This window comes from Sorangium sp. So ce394, from assembly GCF_051474665.1.
GTDB classification, from domain to species: domain Bacteria; phylum Myxococcota_A; class Polyangia; order Polyangiales; family Polyangiaceae; genus Sorangium; species Sorangium cellulosum_D.
Map to the genome: position 1 here is coordinate 9,094,855 of NZ_CP150339.1, position 21,510 is coordinate 9,116,364.

The following is a 21,510-nucleotide window of genomic DNA, read 5'->3' on the forward strand; positions in this document are numbered from 1 at the left end:
CTGTCGATCCTGGCCTCTCCCTCTCTGGGCAGACGCGGCCGCTCCCCCTCTCAGAACGTCGCTCGTAAACCGATGAAGCCCGGCCCGAGCACCGGTGTCAGCGCCGCGCGCGCGCCCGACGTCGAGCCCTGGGCCGGCATCATCAGCAGGCCGGCGACGCCGACGCCGGCGCCGATCGCGAGGACCGCGAAGCCGGCGTTGGAGACGTTGGCCAGCGTGTTGGCCGCGCCGAGCTCGCCGCGCCGGCTCGGAGGGCAGCGGTCGTTCGGGCACGCCTCGGCGAGCGCCCCGGACCTCGCGAGCGTGAGCGCGCCCGCGACGGCCCCGACGCCCAGCCCGATCGCGCCGACGCCGAACCCCGTGGCGGCCAGCACCATCCCGGCGCTCCCCGCCTGCGGCTCCCGCCCGGACGCCGGCCCGGCCGCGCGCGGCGACGGCGCCCCCGCGGACCCCGGCGCAGCCGGCGGCGCGTCCTCCAGCGCCGGGACGGCGACCACGATCGCGGCGCGCTCGGGCGGCACCTCGACCTCGGTCGACCACGCCCTCTTGCCCGGCGCCGCGGCGGCGACCCGATGCCGGCCCGGATCGACGGGGAACGGCGCGTTCAGGGCGGCGCCGTTCAGCGGCTCGCCGTCGAGGGTGAGGCGCAGGCCCGCGGGCGGCTCGGCCATCCTGACCTCGAGCCGCGCGAGCCGCTCCTCCAGCGCCTCGCGCTGCGCGCGCGCGAAGCCCTCGCGGTCCTTCCGGCCCTCGCGCCGCGCGATCTCCTCGACCGAGCGGAGCTCGGCCCAGGCGGTCGCGAGCTTCCCCACCTTCTCGTGGCACACGGCGAGGTTGAGGAGCGTCCCGGGCTTCGGCTCGAGGCGCTGGCTCTCCTGGAACTTGTCGCAGGCCTCGGGGAACTGTCCTCGCTTGAAGAGCTCGCGCCCCTGTCGAAAGAGCGCCTCGGCCACGGGCTTGACCGCGCGATCGGCGCGCTGCGCGGAGGCCGCGCCCGACAGCGCGACGGCCCCGAGCAGCACGCCGGAGCCGAGGAACGAGAGCCCTCGCTTCATCTTCCCGGCTCACTCACGCTGATCGAGGAGCCTCTCCACGTTGCCCTGGCTCGCCGCCGCGGCGCGCCGCGGCCGCGCCGGCAGCGGCGACAGGCTCACGTCGACGTCGTGATCTCGGTCCGGGCGGAGCTCGATGCTCCTGTCCTTGAAGCCGGGCTTCCTCAGGACCAGCGCGACGGGCTCGCTCCCGCGCGGCAGCGCGACGGGGTCGCGGGCGCTCCCGACCCGCCGCTCGCCGAGCCAGACGTCGGCGTCCGCGGGCCGGGCCGACAGCCGCACGACGACCGTCTCCGCGGGCGCCGCGGGCGCCTCCGCCGGCGCGGCGGGCCGCGGCGCGGGCGTCCCGGCCTCCGCGGGCGCGCCCTCCGGCGCCGGTGCGGCGCTCGACGGCGGCGCGGCCGCCGAGGCGAGCGCCACGGGGCCCGGGCCGTCGAGCGGGGGGAGCCCGGAGGGACGCCCTGCGGTCCACATCCACGTCGCGGCGAGGAGCCCCGCGGCGGTCGCGACCACGAGCTTCCAGCGCCGCGCCGCCCGCGCGGCCGGAGCGCTCGGCGGCGCCTCGACGGCGGCCAGCGCGCGCAGCGACGACCGGCCGCCCGCCTCCGCGCCGCGCGCCGGATCCGCGGCGCCGATGCGCGCCCCGGCCGGGCGGGAGCTCGCGCCTCCAGGGCCGGCCATCCGCCCGGGCGCGCTCTCGGTGACCGCGAGGGTCGAGCCCTCGATCGCGACCGAGGGCTCCGGCGTCCGGCTCCCGTCGGTCGACGGGGGCTCCGTCTCGAAGAAAGCGCCGAGCTCCAGGGTGGCCGTGTCCTCGGTCGCCGCGGGCTCCGCTTCCGGGGTCCACGTCGCGCTCACCGTCCCCATCCCCTCCGCGGCCGAGGGCTCCGCTTCCGGGGTCCACGTCGCGCTCACCGTCCCCACCCCCGCCGCGGTCGAGGGCGCCGCTTCCGGGGTCCACGTCGCGCTCACCGTCCCCACGCCCTCCGCGGTCGAGGGCGCCGCTTCCGGGGTCCACGTCGCGCTCACCGTCCCCACCCCCGCCGCGGTCGAGCTCCCCTCTCCCGGCGCCCACGTCGCGCTCTCCCGCGCGACGTCCTCGGTGGCCGAGCTCCCCGCTCCCGGCGCCCACGTCGCGCTCCGGGGCGCCGAGGCCGGCCCGTCCGGCGCGCTGGCGCGCGTGAGCCCGATCCGCCGCGCGGCGTCCAGCAGCGCGGCGACCGCCTTGCTCGCGGTCTCGGGCCGGTCGCCCGCGCGCTTCTCGAGCATCGCGAGCACCGGCAGATCGAGCTCGCGCGGCAGATCGGGGCACACGCTCGACATCCGCGGCGGAGGATGCAAGACGTGGTTGTACATCACCGCCACGGCGGACCCCCCGGCGAACAGGTACTTTCCCGTCAGCATCTTGTGGATCATCACGCCGAGCGCATAGATGTCTGCGGCCGGCCCGATCCGCTCCCCGCGCGCTTGCTCGGGCGCCATGTACTGCGGCGTGCCCAACACGACCCCGGTGCTCGTCTCCTCCGAGCCGTCGGCGAGCTTCGCGATCCCGAAGTCGAGCAGCTTCGGGAACCAGGTCCCGTCGCGCTCCGCCGCGAGGAAGACGTTGTCCGGCTTGAGATCCCGGTGCGTGATCCCCGCCTCGTGCGCGGCGTCGAGCGCGTCGGCGATGCCCCGCAGGATGGGGACGACCGTCGGGAACGGCAGCCGCCTCCGGCGCCGGCACAGCTCGCCCAGCGTGAGGCCGTCGAGCAGCTCCATGACGAAGAAGTGCCGCTGCTGCTCCGGGAGCACGCCGAAGGAGAAGATATCGATGATGTTGCGCTGGCGGATCCGGTTCACCGCGCGCGCCTCGGCGACGAACCGGGCGACGGCCTGCGGCTGCGCGGCGAACCGCCGGTTCAGGACCTTGATGGCGACCTTCTTGCCGATGAGCGGGTGCTCGCCGGCATAGACCTCTCCAAAGGTGCCCGCGCCGAGCTTCCGCTCGATGCGGTACTCGCCGACCATGGTGTGCGGCGCGAGGAGCGGCTCGGCGGGGAGGCTCAGGCCCGCGGGCAGGAGCGGATTGCCGTCGGCCGAACACGCCTCGACGTCTTCATCGTACACCGCACCGCACTGGGGGCACGTCGCCATACGAAGCCATGCAAGCGAGAGGTCGCGTGGTCCTGGCTGCCCCACGCGGGGCAAGTCGTTGCAAAGCCCTAGAATATCGGGCTCGTGCGGTCTTGGCTACCCCCATCCCGGGCGGCGCCGCGCCCAGGCGTCCCGCGGGTGTCGCGTCGCCGCCGCGCTTTCCCGCGCTTTCCCACGCTTTCCCTCGCTTTCCCTCGCTTTCTCTCGCTTTCCCTCGCTCTCCCGCGCGTTCCCGTCATGCGCGCCGCGCGGCGCGGCGACCGCGCGGATCACTGGCACATCGACATGCACGAGCACGAGCTCCCGCACGTTTGATCGACGATGGTGGTCTCGAGGATGCAAGCAGCGAGGCAAGTGTTCGCCCCACAGTCCAATTTTACGTTGCTCGCGCAACCCGAACGGCTGCACTCGAGGTAACACGGACCGTCATGGCTGCAATGCATGTGCAGGCCTTGACACCCGCCGTCGCCGCAGACGACCTCGCACGGGTACGGTCCTATGCAGACCACGCGGATGTTGTTGCACTGGTCGTTGCACTCGAGCCGCGCCGGGCGCTCCTTGGCGTCGAGCATCCGGTCCCGGACGCACTCGCCTTCGGTGTCGCACCGGGTGATGCACTTGCCGCCTTCGCAGCGCTCGCAGCCGTCGCACGGGGCCGGGTCGGGCGGGCTCGCCCCGCACGCCATGCACGTCGCGCTCATCGTGTCGCAGACCGCGCGTTCGACGCAGCCCTTGAAGATCGAACAGCTCGTGGCGCACGCGGTCCCGCTCGGGTCGCAGTCGTACGACCCGCAGCTGGTCGGCTCGGCGGAGCACGTCCCGTCATCCCTGCAGGTGCCCGGAGGCGTGACGATGCCTTCCTTGCACGTCCCGCCGCACCTCTCGCCCACCGGCCCGCAATCGCCGACGACGCCGCCCGCCGACTCGTCGACGTCCATCGCGTCGATGCCCGAGACGAGCTGGCATCCCGCCGCCGGAAGGCCCACGAGCAGCGCCAGCGCGCCGCGGACAGCGAGCGCCCTCAAGTCAAGGTCGTACATCCTGGCGGAGAGATCAGCCCAGCGGGGCGCTCCGGACAAGCTCAACCGTCAGCGCCCGAGCGCTCAGGCAGACAAATTCATACAGGGTGGATTTTTCTTTCCTGGCCGCCCTCCGCGGGGCGGCGGGCCCGCTTCGCCGCCGTCCTCCGGGCGCGAACGGCGGCGAACGGAGGCGAACGGGGGGCTGCGTGCGTGGATGCGCTTGCTCCCCCGCGCGGCCGGCTCCATAGCCGACCGGCCGGCGCGCCGGCGCGCCGGCGCGGTGAGCCGGGATGACGACATGCCGGTGATCTCGGCACAAAGGTAGATGCGATGCCGTACTTTGCTTTCCGGAATTTCCCCGACGATACGCCGATCCCCGATGACTGCTATAGCTGCGACGGTTCGCCGGACTGGGCGGCATTGCTGGAGTGGATATGCCCCGACCTCTCGCGCGACGAGGCGGAGCGCCTCGCCGCCGTCGGCGAGGCGAGCGGAGACCGACCGGACATGGCGGGCCTGAAGCGGCTCATCGAGGCGCACGCGAGGCCAGCGCCGCACGGCGCGGAGCGCCCGGACGCAACGACGTGAAGGCGCGGCGGCGCGACGACGTGAACGACGCGAACGACGTGAACGACGCGAACGACAGATGAAGGCAAAGACCCGAGAAGGATGCCGCGGAGCGAACGTGATGACTTGGTGTCATGCGTCTGACGTGCTCGTCTCGGCAGCGAGGCCGCGCCGTTTCCTCCGCGCGGCGCCGGCGGCTCCGGCCCTCGGCGCGCGCGGCGCCCTGGCGGGGCGCCTCGCGCGTCGCTAAGGAAGGGGCGATGGCGACGATCATCGACCCTCGACGTCACACGTGGTGTAGCACCCCGGTGGACGACTTCGGCCTTCTGGTCGATGCCGACGAGTATTACCCCGAGTTCTACCGGGTCGCCGCCAAGGCGCGGCGCTACCTGCTCCTCGCCGGCTGGCAGTTCGACAGCGACGTCGCCCTGCTCCGCGGCGGGCGGGAGGCGGAGGTGTCGAGCCCGATCACGCTGCTCAAGTTCCTGAACCACCTCTGCGAGATCAACCCCGATCTCCAGATCTTCATCCTCGCCTGGGATTTCCACCTCGTGTTCGCGCTCGAGCGCGAGTGGCTGCAGCAGCTCGTCTTCGAGTGGACGAACCACCGGCTGCACTTCCTCTTCGACTCCACCCACGTCGAGCGCGCCTCGCACCACCAGAAGTTCGTGGTGGTGGACGGCGAGCTCTCCTTCCTCGGCGGCCTCGACCTGTGCGACCACCGCTGGGACGACCGCAGCCACGCGAACAAGAACCCGTTCCGCGTCAGCCGCGGGGAGCCGCACAAGCCGTTTCACGACGTGCAGGCCTACCTGCGCGGCCGCGAGGTCGCCCGGGCGCTGACCGAGATCTTCACGGATCGCTGGCGGCGCGCCGGCGGCGTGCCCATCGCGCTGCCGGACCTCGAGGGGGCAGAGCCGACGTTCCCCGACTACCGGCCCGAGGGCGGCATCCCGATCGCGGCGCGGCGCGTGACGCTGAGCCGCACCGATCCGCACGGCGCGCCGACCGGCGCCCCGAACTGCACGGAGATACGCGACCTCTACCTCGACGCCATCGACGCCGCCGAGCGCTTCATCTACATCGAGACGCAGTACTTCAGCTCTCACGTCATCGCCGAGGCGATCGCGCGGCGGATGCGCGCCGAGGGCCGGCCGCTGCTCGACGTGGTGCTCATGTTGAACATGGAGGCCGAGACGATGAAGGAGCAGATCGCCGTCGGCCTCTCGCAGGCCAAGGTGCTCGGCGCGCTGCGCGCGACGGCGGCCGAGACCGGCCACCGCCTCGGCATCTACTACACCCTGCCGGCGTGCGGCGAGGACGAGACGGCCGAGCGCGCCACGTACATCCATTCCAAGCTGATGATCGTCGACGACCGGTTCCTCACGATGGGCTCCGCCAACCTGACGAACCGCAGCCTGTCGATCGACACGGAGATCAACGCCTCGGTCGAGACCGAGGACCCGGGCGACGCGCTGGGCCGCTCGATCCGCAGGGTGCGCGCGTCGCTCATCGGCGAGCACCTGGGCGACACCGAGTTCGACCGGGCGGACGACCTCGTCACGTACCTCGACGGGCTGGCGAGCCCCCCGACCGGGCCGCGCACGCCCGGGAGCTCGTGCCGGCTGAGGCTCCACCCGTCGCCGACGGCGGACGAGCGCGCCCTGCTCGAGCTGATCGACCCGCATCAGCTGCCGTTCGACCCCGCCGCGGCCGAGGACATCGACAAGCGGAACGGCTCGCTGTTCGTGGGCGGGCTCGGCGCGCTCTGGCGCCACCTCTTCAGCATCCGCAGCGACGCGAGCCGCGCCGACGCGAGCCGCAGCGACGCGAGCCTCACCGACGCGAGCCTCACCGACGCCAGCCGCACCGACGCCACGTAGCCGGCAGGCGGCGCTCCGCGCGCACCGACGACCGACGGGCGGGCCGCACGGAAGGCCCGCGCCGCGCGCGCCGTTGCGGGCCGCCGGTGACACATGGTATGCTAGTGCACTGGTAACCTGCAAAAGGTTCCTTCGGGTGTTCTCTTGAATTTGAAGCGTTTCTGAAGCGTTGACGCGACGAGGAGTATGCAAGAGGCAGAGATCAAGATCGGGGGCATTTCGGTCCGCGACCTCGCGGAGCAGTACGGCACGCCGCTCTATGCCTACGATGCCGAGCGCATCCGGGAGAACTTCCGTCGACTCACGCGCGCGCTGCGCAGCTGTTACCCGGAGGTGTCGGTCTTCTACGCCATCAAGGCGTGCAACAACCTGGAGATAGCGAAGCTCCTGGTCGAGCAGGGCTCCGGCGTGGACGCCGCGAGCCCGAACGAGATCCGCCTGGCGCAGGCGCTCGGGCTCTCGGGCGAGCAGATCATCTACACGGGCAACAGCCTCTCGGACGAGGACCTCGCCGCGGGGCTGCGCGCCGGGGTGATCTTCAACGTGGACGACCACGGCATCCTGCGGCGCCTGTTCGCGCTCGGGCGGCCGCGCTGCATGTCCTTCCGGATCAACCCGAGCGGCGAGGACATCGCGACGCCGGATTTGAAGCCGTTCGCGGGGCCGTCGGCGAAGTTCGGGATCCACCCGCGCTACGTGGAGGACGCCTACCGCACGGCGCTGGAGAACGGGGTCGAGCGGCTCGGGGTGCACATGATGCCGCACTCGCAGGCGAACAAGCCGGAGAGCTTCGCGCACGTGACCGCCAAGCTGCTCGACCTGATCGGGCCGGTCGCGCGGAAGCTCGGCTTCGACCTGGCGTTCCTGGACATCGGCGGCGGGCTCGGCATCCCCTACCGGAGGGAGCAGCCGGCGCTCGACGTGGACGCCGTCGCCCGCGAGATCGCCGCGGTGGTGCAGAAGAAGTGCGCCGAGCACGGCATGAAGGCGCCGCGCCTCGTCATGGAGCCGGGGCGCTACTTCGTCGGGGACGCGGGCTACGTGCTCGGGCGGGTGATCTCGATCAAGCAGGGATACAAGACGATCATCGGCACGGATATCTCGATGAACACGATGGCGCGGCCGGTGATGTACGGCGCGTATCACGAGGTGCGGATCAACGGCCGCCGCGGCAAGACGGCCCCGATGGCGATGACGGGGCAGGTCTGCGAGAACACGGACATGTGGATCAGCGAGCGCGAGCTCCCCGCGGACGTGGCCGAGGGGGACGTGGTCGTGTTGATGGATGCGGGCGCGTACGGGCACGTGATGAGCTACGACTACAACGGCCGGCTGCGGCCGGCGGAGGTGCTCGTCGACGGCGGGAAGAGCCGGCTCATCCGGCGGAGGGACACGTTCGAGGACATGGTGTCGCGGATGTGCCTGTCCGACGATATCAAGGAGCGGCTGCGCACGATGGGGGTGGAGCCGGCAGGCGCGGCGGGGCGCGGCTGAGCGGCGGAGCCCGGGAGGCCGCGGCTGCCCGGCCCCCGGAGGGGGCCTACCGTCTTCACGAGAGCGATGGCTGGAGCCTCACGGGAACGGGGCGAGCGGATCCTGGGGGACAGGCGCTCCGAGGCCGGCGGACGGAGGGGGCCAGTCACCGAACTGAGGGCCAGGGGGGCCGCCGCCGGGCGGGGGCCACTCGCCAGGTTGCAGGCCAGGGAGACCGCCGCCGGGCGGGGGCCACTCGCCAGGTTGCAGGCCAGGGAGACCGCCGCCGGGCGGGGGCCACTCGCCAGGCTGCGGGCCAGGGAGACCGCCGCCTATCGCGACGACAGGAGGGGGCACGGGCCCCCACTCCGAGGCCGGCAAACAGATGACGTTGCCGCGACCCGTCAGGATGGCGCCGTAACGGCACCCGTAGGCCCCCGGCGTGGCATCGAACCTGGCTGGCTCCGAGACACAGGCGTTCACCACGGCGACATACGTGGTCCCTGGCGGACAGCCGTGGCAATGCTGAGCGGCCGACGCCTCGCCCACGCTCTCCTCGACGTCCGCCGGCGCCAGGGCGGCAGCGGGGTCCTCCCGCCCCTCCCCCTCGTCCGTCGCCGCCATACAGCCGGCGATCGCCGCCGACAACGAGGCTGCGAGCAGCATGATCTTCTGCGATTCAGCCATGTGGAATCTCCTGATTGAAGGGCGAGACAAGATCGCTCGACCGCCGCGTCGAAAGACGACAGAGTCGCCGCGACACAGCTGACCAGCCCCGACTACGTTGGATGACACAGTCAGCTCGTCAATCGCGGCGGAGCGGTCGAGAGAGGCGGCAAACGACGCATGGATTCGCGCGAATCCTGCGATAACCATCCGCCGGACGGCGCGTCGATCAGCGCATGTGGCGCCCGACGCCGCTCGCGATCTGCCCTGCTTTCTTGTATACTTGGCCTATGCCGTTCACGTTCGTCTGCATCGATCACGTGCAGCTCGCGATGCCGCCCGGACAGGAATCGCGCGCCGTGGCGTTCTACCGGGACGTGCTCGGGATGGAGCACGTCCCCAAGCCCGAGCCCCTCGCGTCGCGCGGCGGCGCCTGGTTCCGCGCAGGCGCCGTGGCGGTCCACCTCGGCGCGGAGCACGACTTCACGCCGGCGCGCAAGGCGCACCCGGGCCTCGTCGTGAAGGGCATCGACGACGTCGCAGCCGCGCTCGAGGCCGCGGGCCACGCCGTGCGCTGGAGCGACGAGCTGCCCGAGGTGCGGCGGTTCCACACGGACGATCCGTTCGGGAACCGCATCGAGATCATCGACGGCGGCTGAGGCGCGCCGCGCAGCCCGAGCTTCACGGCGCGACCGCCCCGGGGACGCGCGCCGCCCGCACCGCCTTCCCGTCGAACGCGGCCGCCAGCGCGTGAATCGGCGCCGCCCCCCGCCGCCCGCAGCTCCGCCGAAGCCAGGCGCCCTGCTCCGCGAGGGCGCGCCTTCAGGCCGCCGACGCCCGCGACCCGGCCTTGCTCGCGTGGCGGTTCGCCGGCCGGGCCAGCCCGAGGTTCTCGCGCAGCGTGCGGCCCTCGTACTCCGTGCGGAACAACCCCCGCCGCCGCAGCTCCGGGATCACCAGATCGACGAAGTCGTCCAGCCCGCCCGGGAGCCACGGCGGCATCACGTTGAACCCGTCGGCGCCGCCCTGCGTGAACCACGCCTCCAGCTGGTCGGCGATCTGCTCCACCGAGCCCACGATCGTCCAGTGCCCGCGCGCGCCAGCCACCCAGAGGTAAAGCTCCCGGATGGTGAAGTTGCGCTTGCGGGCGATGTCGAACATCAGCGCCTGCCGGCTCTTGTTGTTGTTGGTCTCCGGCAGGTCGGGCAGCGGGCCGTCCACCGGATACCCGGACAGATCGATCCCGCCCGACAGCCCCGAGAGCAGCGACAGGCCGACCTCCGGCAAGATGAGGTCCTGCAGCTCCTGGTACTTCGCCCGGGCCTCCGACTCGGTCCGGGCGACCACGGGGAACACCCCCGGCATGATCTTCAGCTGGTCGGGGTGGCGCCCGTACTTGGCCATCCGCCCCTTGACGTCGGCGTAGAACGCCTGCGCGTCCTCCAGCGTCTGCTGCGCGGTGAAGATCACCTCGGCCGTCTCCGCCGCGAGCTCCCTGCCCGCCTCCGAGGATCCCGCCTGCACGATCACCGGGTGCCCCTGGGGCGGGCGCGGGATGTTGAGCGGCCCGCGGACGGAGAAGAACTTCCCCTTGTGATCGAGCGCGTGCAGCTTCTCCGGGTCGTAGTAGACCCCCGACGCCTTGTCGCGGAGGAAGGCGTCGTCTTCCCAGCTGTCCCAGAGGCCGGTGACCACGTCGACGAACTCCCGCGCCCGGACGTACCGCTGCGCGTGGTCGGGGTGGGCGTCGAGCCCGAAGTTCCCGGCCGCCTCGCCCCCGCCGGTGGTGACGACGTTCCACCCGGCCCGCCCCTGGCTGAGGTGGTCCAGCGAGGCGAACTTGCGGGCCAGGAGGTAGGGCTCCTCGTACGTGGTGGACGCCGTGGCGATGAAGCCGATGCGCTCGGTGACCGCCGCGAGCGCCGAGAACAGCGTGACCGGCTCGAAGCTGGCCCCGTAGGCGGTGCGGCCCTGCGCCCCCGGCCGGTTCTGCAGCGCGAGCCCGTCCGCGAGGAACACGGCGTCGAACTTGGCCCGCTCCGCGGTCTGCGTGACGCGCTTGTAATGCGCGAAGTTGATGCCCCCGTCCGCCTGCGCGCCCGGGTGCCGCCAGGCGGCCACGTGGTGCCCTGCGCCGGGCAAGAAGGCGCCCAGACGGATCTTTCGTTGATGGTCGCTCATGGATGTCCTCGCGTCCGCGCGTGGGCGCGCGCGCGGACCGCGGCGCGGCCGCGCCGCAGCCGCGCCGCGCACCGCAAGCGTCGTGCCCGGAGGCGGAGCCACGGGCACACCGGCCGGGAGCAAGGCACTTCCCCTCCCCTGCAACGAAGCTGTGCTGCGAGAGCAGCACTGGACGGCCCACGCTGCGGAACCATTGCTGTCAGGGCAACACCCGGCCGCGGCCAGCCCGCCGCTCGGCGGTCGTCCTCCCGGCGGGGTGCTCGCAGACGCCCCCGCGCGGCCTGTCACGCCGCGGCCACCCCCATCACGGGACCCGATTCGGGTCGGCGGGGTCGCTGCCCGCGTCCCGCTCGTCGCCGTCGCGGAAGCCATCGCCGTCGCGATCGATGCCGATACGCTCGCCCGACCCGGGCGGCACACAGGTATACGTCAGCTCGCCGCCGCGCCCCGTGGGGAGCAGGCGGAGCTCGGCGTCCGATCGCCACGGCTCGCGCACGCGGTCGGGGTCGAACCAACCATTCCCGAGGTACAGAAAGCCCAGCTCGGCGCCGTGCGACCGGCCCTTGACGACGAGATCGCAATCGCCGGCGTCGGCGCGCGCCACGAGCAGATCGATGCGCGGGCCGGCCGCCGCGGCGTTCGACGACATGAGCGTGATCTGCTGGCCCACGATGGGCTTCAGGTTCGACTCCAGCGCCAGCATGTACGCCGCCACCTGGTGCTTCAGGAGGTCCCCCTCGGGGCCGACGGCGAAGCCGCCGGGGTTCTCCGGGGTCTGGACGAAATCGGAGAACGAATTGAAGCGGAAGAGCGTATCGACGGCGCCGTCGTGGAGGAAGCCGAAGCCGCGGACCTGGTCGCCCATGTGCGCGTTCGAGCCGCCGAACGGGAACACGAACGACGCCGCCATGCCGAACATCCCGACCTTCTGGTACTGATTGCGCAGGTGCGGGACCTTGAAGACCTGGGACTCGTTGGCGTTGGCCGAGCCGCCGTCGCTGCCGAAGAAGCCCGGCGCGGGGTCGTCCGGGTTGGCGTCGGGGTCGACGACGTGGCACCCGATGCACGAGGCGCCGAGGATGCTCGAGACGGGCCCCCCGAAGAAGGCGCGCCCCGCGAGCTGATCGGGCGTGAGCGCGTCGTCGAGCGCGCGGATGGGGTTGGGCGGATAGGTGATCTGGAGGATGAAGTCCGTGAAGTCCTCCATGTCCTCTTCCGAGATCGTCTGGTCTCGCCCCAGCAGATCGACGAACGCTCCACGGAATTTCTTGAACGCCGCCCGCTCGTCGAACACCCCGCTGTCCGGCTGGGAGGTGGGCTCATCATGGCCGCCCGTGCGGTCGCCGCGCCAGTGCATCGGCCCGTGGTTCGCCATGCCGCGCAGGCTCTGGGTCGTCATCGGCCCCTTCATCGGATGGAGGCTGGGATCCAGGCCGAAGAGCTCGGTACAGAACGGCCCCGGGTTGTCCAGCACGGAGCCGTCCGGGTTTCCGAGGTCCCACGCGAGGCTGTCGAAGTCGCCGAAGATGTGGCAGCTCGCGCACGACGAGTCGCCGTGGCTCGAGCTCAGCGACGCGTCATAGAGGAAGCGGCGTCCCCGGACGACGCTCGGAGGCTCCGGGTTGTGCATCGGCACGTGCGCGACCTCACGGCGGGTCCGCGTATCGATGACCGAGATCGCGTTGTCGAAGCGCGTGAGCACATAGAGTCGCCGCCTGCCTTCGTCGAGGACGAGGCCGGTCGGGCCGCCTCCAGGGACGCGGATCTGGTTCGCCGCGCTGGGCACGAACGTACCGTCCTCGAGCCTCGCGGTGTCGAAGATGCCGATCTTGTCCGAGCCGAGCGCCGCGACATACAGGGTCGCGCCGTCCCTCGTCACGGCCATCTCCGCCGGCTGCGCCAGGCTCTTCTCGCTCTCTTCGTTCGGTACCGGCGCGCAGCAGCTGCTGTAATCGATGTGCTTGTTGAGGTGCCTCGGGACGACGCCGTCTGGGCCGAGGACGGTGATCCGGCTCTCGTGCAGGTGGCCTCGCACGCTGTGGCCAGCGAAGAGGCCCGGCCCCTCGAAGCGCTGCTCGTTTCGGGCGTCGGTGTTGGACACATAGACCTTCCCGCTCACCGGGTTCACGACCATGTTGAAGAGGACGGTCCCCACCCCCGTGAAGAAGCCGCCTGGCCCGTCCACCTGACGCGGCGGGTTGGCGGTCGCGTCGATGACGAAGACGTCCTTATCGGGCAACGAGAAGCGCACCATGTCGTCCCAGGGGCGACCCAGCTCGTCGACCCAGCGGGCCCCGTCGAACTTGACGATCAGCCCGACCTCGGGCTGCGGAACGCCTTCGAAATTCGTGTTGGGCCAGGGCAATCCGCCCGCGGCCTCCCCGCCGTTCGGCACGAGGCTCTCGTCGATGGAGGTCGTGCGGTTCCCCGAGTGGAAGGCGGCGGCGTAGACCCGGCTGCCGTCCGGCGTCACCGCGAGCGCGCGCGGCGTGTCGCTGAAGAGCGTCACGATGGAGAGCGGCGTGCCGCCGAGCGAGGTCCCGAGCTGTCTGGCGTCGAACACCCACACGTCCGCGCGCCCCACGCCGGGCGTCGTGATCTGCGGATCGAAGGGGATGTTCTGCCCGCGGTGGGCCGTGGTGATGAAGGCCCGCGCGCGCTTCGGTCCGGCAAACACGATGTCGCGCGGCTCGTCACCCACGAGCAGCGTGCGGACGACGCGCGCCCTTTTGGCGTCTCGAACATCGACGACGCTCACGCTGTCGGACAGGTGGTTCACGACCCAGACTTCGTCGTCGCCCCGGGCAGCCACGGCGACAGGCTCGAGGCCCACGGGCACGGACGCCTCGAGCCGCAGACGATCGGCCTGGACGCGGAAGATCTCCAGCCGGTTGTCGGGGGTGTTCGCCGCGAAGAGCAGCTTGCCGTTCGCAGAGAGAGCCAGGGGGCGGACCTGGCCCGATTCGAACGTCGTGAACGAGGTGGCCGCCGCCGCGGGGAGAGGGGCAACCAGGAGCATGGCTGTAACACTGGAGCTCACAGCCAGAAGGAGGCGCAAAGAGCGTGATGGCAGCATTGTCTCAAATTATAGAAATTAAAATATTTTACAACATCGCGCGCCGTGGCCCGGTGGGCTGGCCGGGTCCGAGGAGCATGATGCGATGGAGGTGCCGGCGAACCGCCCCGCTGCTCCGCTGGCCGCCGCGCGGGGGCTACTGCCAGCGGAAGAGCTTGAGGGCGAGCGCGAAGCAGACGACGCCCCAGCCGGCCAGCAGGGCGAGCTCGGGCGCGAGCGCGGCGAGGGGCGCGGCCTCGAGCATCACGCCGCGGAGCGCGTCGTTCAGCGCCGTGAGGGGCAGCGCCTGGATGAACGGCTGCATCGCCGCCGGGAAGCGCTCGGTCGAGAAGAAGACGCCGGAGAAGATCCACATCGGGAACATCGCCAGGTTGGTCAGGCCCGAGACGCCCTCGAGCGTCCGCGGGCGCGCCGCGACGAGCAGGCCGAGCCCGACGAACGACAGCGCGCCGACCACGATGACCAACGCGAGCGCGGCGAGCGAGCCGGCGATCGGCACGCCGAGGGCGAGGACCGCGAACAGGAGCAGGGCGACGACCTCGATCGCCAGGAACACGAGCCGCGCCCCGAGGTGCGCGACCAGGAGCTGCCAGCGCTTCATCGGCGCCGCGACGAACAGCTTGAGGAGCTTGCCGATGCGCTGCTGCACGATCGAGAAGCCGATCGCCCACATCCCGGTCGACATCACGTTCATGCCGAGCAGGCCGGGCACGAGGAAGTCGATGTAGCGCGAGCCCCGCTCGGTCATCTCGAGCGCGGCCGGGCGGAACGCGTCCGCGCGCCCCGCCGCGCGCTGGAGCGCCTCGTCGACCTCGAGCCGGGCGGCGCGGCTCTCCGGCCGCGTCGGATCGAACCAGTACGTGGGCGGGTCGGTGTCCAGCACGACCAGCGCGACCTTGCCGGTCCGGAGCTCCCGCTGCGCCTGCTCCCGCGGGACCACCCGGGGGGCGACCTGCCCCGAGGCCTCCAGCGCGGCGCGCCGCGCCTCGGCCCCGGCGCCCGCCTCGACGCTCACCGGCAGCGGCCCTTCGGCCCGGCCGCCGAACGCGACGGCCAGCGCCGACGAGAGCAGGATCGGGAACACGAGCATCCAGAAGATCGCCTCGGGCTCGCGCAGGAACTCCACCACCCGCGCCCGGATGAGGAGCGCGAGCGGCGAGCCGCGCAGGGAGCGGAGTCCCCTTGCCATCACGCCGCCTCCTCGCTCGCGAGCTTCCGCCCGGCGAGCGCCATGAACACGTCCTCCAGGCTCGCGTGGTGCGTCGCGAGCCGCCTCGGCGCGGCGCCGCGCGCGGCGCAGAGCGCGAGCAGCGGCGGGAGCACGCGCGCCACGTCGCCCACCGTGAGCCGGAGCGCCCCCTGCGCCGAGCGCACGGCCTCCACGCCGGGCAGGCCCCGGAGCTCCTCCTCGTCGAGCGCGCCGTCCACCTCGATCTCCACGACGTGCTCGGCGCCCAGCGAGGCGACGAGCGCCGCCGGCGTGCCGAGCGAGAGCAGCCGCCCGCGGTCGACGATCGCGACCCGATCGCAGAGGCGCGCGGCTTCCTCCATGTAGTGCGTGGTCAGGAGGATCGTGCGGCCGCGCGCCTTCAGGTCCTCGACGATGTCCCAGATCTCACGGCGCGACGCCGGATCGAGGCCGGTGCTCGGCTCGTCGAGGAAGAGCACCTCCGGGTCGCCCGCGAGCGCGCAGGCGAGCGACAGCCGCTGCTTCTGCCCGCCCGACAGCCCGCGGACGAACGCGCCCGCCTTCTCCTGCAAGGACACGCGGCGCAGCGCCTCCTCCGGGTCGAGCCCGCGCGGGTAGAAGCTGCGGAACAGCGCGATCACCTCGCGGACCCGGAGCTTGTCCGGGAAGCGCGTCTCCTGGAGCTGGATGCCGAGGCGCTGGCGCAGCGCGATGCCGTCGCCCGTCCAGCGCTCCCCGAGCACCTCGACGTCGCCGGCGTCGGCCCGGGTCAGCCCCTCGAGGATCTCCACCGTGGTCGTCTTGCCCGCGCCGTTCGGGCCGAGCAGGCCGAAGCACTCGCCGCGCCGCACCTCGAGGTCGAGCCCGTTCACGGCCACGACGTCGCCGTAACGCTTGACCAGACCGCGGCAGACCAGGGCGGGAGGAGCGGACACGGAACGCATGTATCGCGACGAGCGCCGAAAAGGAACCGCCGCGCTGCAATCATACGCAGACGACGCGGACCGCGCGGACCGCGCGGACGGCGCGGACCGCGCGGGCGGCGCGTGCCGGGCGGAGCCGCGCTCCAGATCGCCCGCGGCGCACGGAGCGCGCCCGCACGCGCCCACAGGAGCGCCGGAAAATTCGACAGCCGACGCGACGCATTGCCTCTCCGGAGAATCGAATCTCACCAGAGCCTGCGGCAAGCGCGACGAGCGTGGCCCTGCAAGGAACCATCCGGTCCGAGATCGTGGCTGGCCGGTCTGCAATCTCAGAGCGACGGAGTGGGGGGGCGCGTGGTGAGCGATGAAGAGGGAGTGGTGCCCGTGCACTGCGGCGAGGTCATCGCGGACCGCTACCGGGTCGAGCGGCTGCTCGGGATCGGTGGGATGGGGGCCGTCGTCGCGGCGCGGCACCTGTCGTTGGGCGAGCTCGTGGCCATCAAGTTCATGCGGGCGGAGCACTGCGGGAACGCGGCGCTGCTGAGGCGGTTCCAGCGCGAGGCGCGCGGGATGTTCCGGCTGAAGACCGAGCACGTGCCGCGGGTCTACGACCTGGGCGCGCTCGCGCCGAGGGCGGGGGTCGCGCTGCCGGTGCCGTACATCGTGATGGAGCACCTCTCGGGCAACGATCTCCGCTCGATCGTGGAGCGCCGCGGGCGGCTGCCGGTGGACGAGGCGGCCGAGTACGTCCGTCAGGCCTGCGTCGCGCTCATGGAGGCGCACGCGCTCGGGATGGTGCACCGGGACCTGAAGCCCGCGAACCTGTTCCTGACGTACCGGACCGACGGCACGCCGCTCGTCAAGGTGCTCGACTTCGGGGTCGCGAAGTTCACGTGCGCGAGGCCCGAGGAGGACGGGCTCGAGATGACGACGGCGCGGTCGGTCATGGGCTCGCGCCGTTACATGGCGCCCGAGCAGATGCTCACGCCCAAGGACGTGGACCTGCGCGCCGACCTGTGGGCGCTCGGGGTGGTGCTCTACCAGCTCGTGAGCGGCGCGCTGCCGTTCGGCGCGGAGACGCTGGAGCAGCTCGTGCTCGTCGTGTCGGAGCAGGCGCCCCGGCCGCTGCGGAGCGCGTGCGCCGAGCTGCCCGAGGGGTTCGAGGAGATCGTGATGGGCTGCCTCGAGAAGAACCGGGCCCGCCGTCCAGCCTCGGCCCGCGAGCTCGCCGCCGCGCTCTCGCCGTTCGCGCTGCGCGGGCCGCCCGACGCGACGCTGCCCACGGCGGTCCACCGGAGCCAGCCGACGTACACGTGGCTGGACGAGGGGCCGCCCACGTCCGCCGTCCGGCCGCCCACGACCGCCATCCGGCCGTCGGAGGCGCCGGGATCCGGGGTCCGCCGCCCGAGGCGGGCTTGGCTCGCGGCCGGCGCCTTCTCCGCGAGCGCCGCGCTGGCCGCGACCGTCGCGCCGCCCGGGTGGCCGCGCTCGACGGGGGTCGCGTGGTCCGACGGCGCCAGCGCGCAGCACCTCGCCGGGGTGCCGCAGGGGCTCGCCGGGGTGCCGCAGGGGCTCGCCGCAGGGCCCCTGGGGACCACCGCGGCGGACGGGTCGCTCCTCGCGCCCCGCACCGCCGGCGACGGCGCGCTGCACGGCGGCGACGGCGCGGCGTGCGGCGCGCCCGAGGCCGACGTCGGAGCGATGCTCCCGGACGTGTGCGGCGGGGCCGGCGCCGTCGCGCCGGCGAGAGGCGCGCCGCACGCGCGGGCGGGCGCAGGGAGACCGCCGCGGGCGGCCGCGCGCACGGCGCTCGTGGCCGGGGCGTGGGTGGGCCCGGCGCCGCAGGGGCGGTCCGAGCGACAGGAGCCGCCGGGGGCTTCCGGGGATGCGCCCTCGGCAGGGCGCGATGGGACATCGCGGCGGACTGGGCCGACCGAGGCGCGCTCGCCGGCGGCGAGCGCCGTCGCCGCCGCGGGGGCGGCGGGGACGGCGGCCGCGGAGCAGGCGGCTCCGGTGCCGGCGTCCGGTCCGGGTACCGCGGCCGGCGCGCCGATCCCCGTGGCGGCGCCCGGCCGCGGCGCGGAAGCCCCGCCGTCGGCAGGCACGCAGGACAGCCCCTGGTGATCGCCATGTGCCGAGGAGCTCTCCCGAAGCTCAGCTGCTCGCGTCCGCGCGAGCTCGCCTGTGCCCTCGCGGCGCTGTCGTTGCTCCTCTCGCCGGCGAGCGGCACGGCCGCCGCGCCCGGCATGGGGCACCCCAACCCGGGTCAGCTCAACCTGGGTTCGTCCGGCTCGCACCTCAACCCGGGTCAGCTCAACCCGGGTCAGCTCAACCCGGGTTCGTCCGGCTTGAGCCACCCCAACCCGGGTCAGCTCAACCCGGGTCAGCCCAACCCGGGTTCGTCCGGCTCGGCGCACCTCAACCCGGGTCAGCCCAACCCGGGTCAGCTCGGGGCGCACAAGGAGCAGGTGCTCGCGCTGTATCAGGCAGCGAGGCAGCTGCTCGATGCCGGGCGCGTCGCGGAGGCCTGCGCCGTGCTCGAGCAGGGCAGGACCCTCGATCCGACGGCGATCAACCTCCTCCTGCGGCTCGGCGAGTGCCTCGCCCGCGCGGGCAGGACCGCGGGCGCCTGGAACGTCTTCAGCGAGGCCGCGGCCGTCGCGAGGAGCGCGGGCGACCCCCGCGCCGCGCGCGCGGCCGCGATCGCGGCCGCGCTCGAGCCGCGGCTCTCGCGCATCACCATCGACGTGCCCGCGGACACCGCCGCGCCCGGCCTGGAGATCCGGCGCGACGGCGTGCTGATCCCGCCCGCGCAGTGGGGACGGGCGCTCCCGGTCGATCCGGGAACGCACACGGTCGAGGCGCGCGCGCCCGGCAGGAGGCGCTGGTCCACCGTGCGCGCCGTCCCGCCCGACGGCGCGCGCGAGCTCGTCCACGTGCCCCCCCTGGAGCACGAGCCGCCCCCGCGCGCGCCCTCCGCGGCGCTGCCCGGCCCCGGCGGGCAGGCGCCTCGCCTCCTGGCGAGCGCCGGCCGCAGCGACGGCGACGGCGGCGGGCGCGCGCAGCGGGTGATCGCGCTCGCGAGCGGCGGCGCCGGCCTCGTGGGGCTCGGCCTCGGCGCCGCGTTCGGCCTCGAGGCCATCGCCCGCCGGGACGCCTCGAACCGGGGCCACTGCGACGCGCGGAGCCGCTGCGACGCCGCCGGGGTCGCGCTGCGCGAGGACGCGCAGGCGGCCGGCACCGCCTCGACGATCGCCTTCTCGGCCGGCACCGCCGCGCTGCTCGCGGCCGGCCTGCTCTTCTGGACCGCCCCGCCGAAGGCCGCCGCCCCGTCCGCGCGCCGCGCCGCGGCGGCGGCCACGGCCGGCCCCGGGGCGTTCTCGCTCGTCGTGGGCGGGAGCTACTGACATGCGCGCGCGCGGCTCGATCCCGATCGTCGGACGGCTCTCGCGCGGGGCGCTCGCGGCCCTCCTGGCGCACGGCTGCGCCGGCTGTAACGCGCTGCTCGAGCTCGAGGACGGCATCCTCGTGGAGGAGCGCTGCGAGCCGCTCTCGGCCGTCGCCTGCTACACCGGTCCGCCGGCGACCGAGGGGGTCGGCGCCTGCCGGACCGGCCTCCGGCGGTGCAACGCCGCCGGCGACGGCTACGGCCCCTGCGAGGGCGAGGTGACCCCCGCGCCGGAGCGCTGCGGCAACGCGGCCGACGACGACTGCGACGGCGCGGTCGACGAGGCAGACGGCGGCGCAGGCGGCCCCGCGGCCGGCGGCGTCTGCGCCTGCGCCCCGGGTGCGGTCGAGGCGTGCCCGTACGGCGGCCCGCCGGGGACCCTCGGCGTCGGCGCGTGCAGCGCCGGCCAGCGGACGTGCGGGAGCGACGGCCGGTGGGGCGCGTGCACCGGCGAGATCACGCCGCGCGCCGAGGACTGCGCCACCCCGGCCGACGAGGACTGCAGCGGCGGAGGCGACTGCGGCGCGGTGATCCCCGGCGGGGTCCTCGGCGCGCTCCTCGGCGGCTCCGGCCACCAGTGGGCGCGCGCGCTCGCGGCGGGCCGGGACTTCGCGATCCTGGGCGGCGAGTTCGAGGGCTCCCTCGATCTCGGCGCCGGCCCGATGCCGACCGGCGCCGATCGGGACATCTTCGTGGCGCGGATCGAGGCGGACGGCGCGGTCGCGTGGGTGCGGCGGCTCGTCGGCGAGGGGCGAGGCACGCTGCGGGCGCTCGCGGTGGACGCCGAGGGCAATGTCGCGATCGTGGGCGAGCTCGAGGGCATGATGGACGCCGAGCTCACCGCGGACCCGCTGCAAGGGTTCGTGATCAAGCTGGACGCCGACGGCGGGCTGGTGCGCTGGAGCGAGTTGCTCTCGGGCAAGCCGCAGGACGTCGCGATGTCGGCGGCGGGCGACGTCGTGGTCGCGTCGGCGCTCCTCGGGCACGGCGGGAGCGACGTCGAGGTGACCCGGTACAGCCCCGAGGGTGAGCAGCTCTGGGAGCGGGTCTTCGACGGGCCGGGGACGCAGGAGCCGACGGGCGTCGCCGTGGACGCGTACGGGGACGTGCTCCTGACGGGGACCTTCGAGGGCGACCTCCACTTCGGCGAGGGGGCGCCCCACCTCTCGTCCGCGGGGATGAGCGACCTCTTCCTGGCCAAGCTCGACGAGGGCGGCGAGCACGTCGCGTCGCGGTCCTTCGGCGACGGCCGCCGCCAGCGCGGGGGCGACATCGCGATCGGGCCGGGCGGCGAGATCGCGCTGAGCGGGACGTTCGAGGGGCTGCTCAGCCTCGGCGGCGGCAGCGCGCTGTTCTCGGACGGGTTCTCGGCGTTCGTGGTCGAGCTCGGGGCCGCGCGGGAGCACCGCTTCAGCCGGGCCTACGCGGCGGAGCAGCCGCCGCACCTCGCGCTCGAGGCGGACGGCGGGCTCGTCCTCGCCGGCACCGTCGAGGGGCCGACCGATCTCGGTGGCGGGCCGCTCGACGGCGCCGGCCGCGGCGGCGACATCGTCGTGGCGCGGCTCGACGCCGAGGGGCGTCACGTGTGGAGCAAGCGGCTCGGCCCCGGCGCCGGGGAGCGCGGCGGGAGCCGGTCCGCGGCGGGCGTCGCGGCGCTCGTGGACCGCGGCCACGTCCTGCTCGCGGGGACCGTCGAGGGGAGCGTGGACCTCGACGGCGCCGCGGCGCAGGCGCGCGCGGCCGACGTCCTGCTGGTCCGGCTCTCGCGGTAAGGTCCCCGGCGGCTGGCTCGACCGCGCGCCGACAAAAACAGGACAGGCGACCCACGGGTGGTCGCCTGTCCTGCCCGGCCAGCGCCGGTCGCCCCAGGATCTCTGGCGCGCGGCGCTCGCTC

At 73.5% G+C, this 21,510-nt stretch carries 15 protein-coding genes; 7 read left to right on the plus strand and 8 right to left on the minus strand.

The genetic code is table 11. From position 1 onward, the window contains the following. Nucleotides 1–50 precede the first annotated feature (50 nt). The 3 genes from WMF33_RS33345 to WMF33_RS33355 form a co-directional block, all read right to left on the minus strand. Complete coding sequence (locus tag WMF33_RS33345) at nt 51–1,055, minus strand: tetratricopeptide repeat protein (protein WP_437332419.1); 1,005 nt, start codon at nt 1,053–1,055, stop codon at nt 51–53. Between the two features lie 9 nt (nt 1,056–1,064). Then, nucleotides 1,065–3,161, minus strand: a complete 2,097-nt coding sequence (locus WMF33_RS33350) for a protein kinase domain-containing protein (protein WP_437332420.1) — start codon at nt 3,159–3,161, stop codon at nt 1,065–1,067. 296 nt (nt 3,162–3,457) lie between these two features. Next, entirely contained in the window at nt 3,458–4,213 is a 756-nt protein-coding gene (locus tag WMF33_RS33355) for a hypothetical protein (protein WP_437332421.1), read from the minus strand. 327 nt (nt 4,214–4,540) lie between these two features. Between WMF33_RS33355 and WMF33_RS33360 the strand changes: the two genes are divergently transcribed. The 3 genes from WMF33_RS33360 (at nt 4,541) to lysA (ending at nt 8,154) form a co-directional block, all read left to right on the plus strand. Beyond that, nucleotides 4,541–4,798 (plus strand): hypothetical protein, encoded by a 258-nt coding sequence (locus WMF33_RS33360; protein ID WP_061628685.1) that lies wholly within the window; start codon nt 4,541–4,543, stop codon nt 4,796–4,798. A gap of 239 nt (nt 4,799–5,037) precedes the next feature. Next, a complete protein-coding gene (locus tag WMF33_RS33365; RefSeq protein ID WP_437332422.1) occupies nt 5,038–6,660 on the plus strand; it encodes a phospholipase D-like domain-containing protein in 1,623 nt (540 codons plus the stop codon). Nucleotides 6,661–6,846: 186 nt separating this feature from the next. Further along, on the plus strand, nt 6,847–8,154 hold the full coding sequence (gene lysA, locus WMF33_RS33370; RefSeq protein ID WP_061628684.1) for a diaminopimelate decarboxylase: 1,308 nt from the start codon (nt 6,847–6,849) through the stop codon (nt 8,152–8,154). Between the two features lie 78 nt (nt 8,155–8,232). On the opposite strand, the gene WMF33_RS33375 is transcribed toward lysA, so the two are convergent. Further along, a complete protein-coding gene (locus WMF33_RS33375; protein ID WP_437332423.1) occupies nt 8,233–8,820 on the minus strand; it encodes a hypothetical protein in 588 nt (195 codons plus the stop codon). A 269-nt stretch (nt 8,821–9,089) separates the two neighbouring features. Here WMF33_RS33375 and WMF33_RS33380 point away from each other — a divergent pair, with 269 nt between their 5' ends. After that, the gene (locus WMF33_RS33380; RefSeq protein ID WP_437332424.1) at nt 9,090–9,458 is read left to right on the plus strand and encodes a VOC family protein; all 369 of its coding nucleotides are present in this window, start codon (nt 9,090–9,092) and stop codon (nt 9,456–9,458) included. Nucleotides 9,459–9,621: 163 nt separating this feature from the next. On the opposite strand, the gene WMF33_RS33385 is transcribed toward WMF33_RS33380, so the two are convergent. The 4 genes from WMF33_RS33385 to WMF33_RS33400 all read right to left on the minus strand — a co-directional run bounded on the left by WMF33_RS33385 (nt 9,622) and on the right by WMF33_RS33400 (nt 16,180). Further along, nucleotides 9,622–10,980, minus strand: coding sequence for an LLM class flavin-dependent oxidoreductase (locus WMF33_RS33385; RefSeq protein ID WP_437332425.1), 1,359 nt, complete (start codon nt 10,978–10,980; stop codon nt 9,622–9,624). A 304-nt stretch (nt 10,981–11,284) separates the two neighbouring features. Further along, on the minus strand, nt 11,285–13,999 hold the full coding sequence (locus tag WMF33_RS33390) for a hypothetical protein (protein ID WP_437332426.1): 2,715 nt from the start codon (nt 13,997–13,999) through the stop codon (nt 11,285–11,287). A 193-nt stretch (nt 14,000–14,192) separates the two neighbouring features. After that, on the minus strand, nt 14,193–15,245 hold the full coding sequence (locus WMF33_RS33395) for an ABC transporter permease (protein ID WP_437332427.1): 1,053 nt from the start codon (nt 15,243–15,245) through the stop codon (nt 14,193–14,195). Further along, nucleotides 15,245–16,180 carry an ATP-binding cassette domain-containing protein gene (locus tag WMF33_RS33400; protein ID WP_437332428.1) on the minus strand — a complete coding sequence of 312 codons (936 nt, stop codon included), beginning with the start codon at nt 16,178–16,180 and terminating at the stop codon, nt 15,245–15,247. Before WMF33_RS33400 ends, WMF33_RS33395 begins: the two co-directional genes overlap by 1 nt. 372 nt (nt 16,181–16,552) lie before the next feature. Here WMF33_RS33400 and WMF33_RS33405 point away from each other — a divergent pair, with 372 nt between their 5' ends. The 3 genes from WMF33_RS33405 to WMF33_RS33415 are packed head-to-tail and all read left to right on the plus strand — an operon-like array spanning nt 16,553 to nt 21,388. Beyond that, entirely contained in the window at nt 16,553–18,292 is a 1,740-nt protein-coding gene (locus tag WMF33_RS33405) for a protein kinase domain-containing protein (RefSeq protein ID WP_437332429.1), read from the plus strand. A 5-nt stretch (nt 18,293–18,297) separates the two neighbouring features. Then, nucleotides 18,298–19,575 carry a tetratricopeptide repeat protein gene (locus WMF33_RS33410; protein WP_437332430.1) on the plus strand — a complete coding sequence of 426 codons (1,278 nt, stop codon included), beginning with the start codon at nt 18,298–18,300 and terminating at the stop codon, nt 19,573–19,575. Between the two features lies 1 nt (nt 19,576). Then, nucleotides 19,577–21,388, plus strand: coding sequence for a hypothetical protein (locus tag WMF33_RS33415; protein ID WP_437332431.1), 1,812 nt, complete (start codon nt 19,577–19,579; stop codon nt 21,386–21,388). Nucleotides 21,389–21,510: the final 122 nt, after the last annotated feature.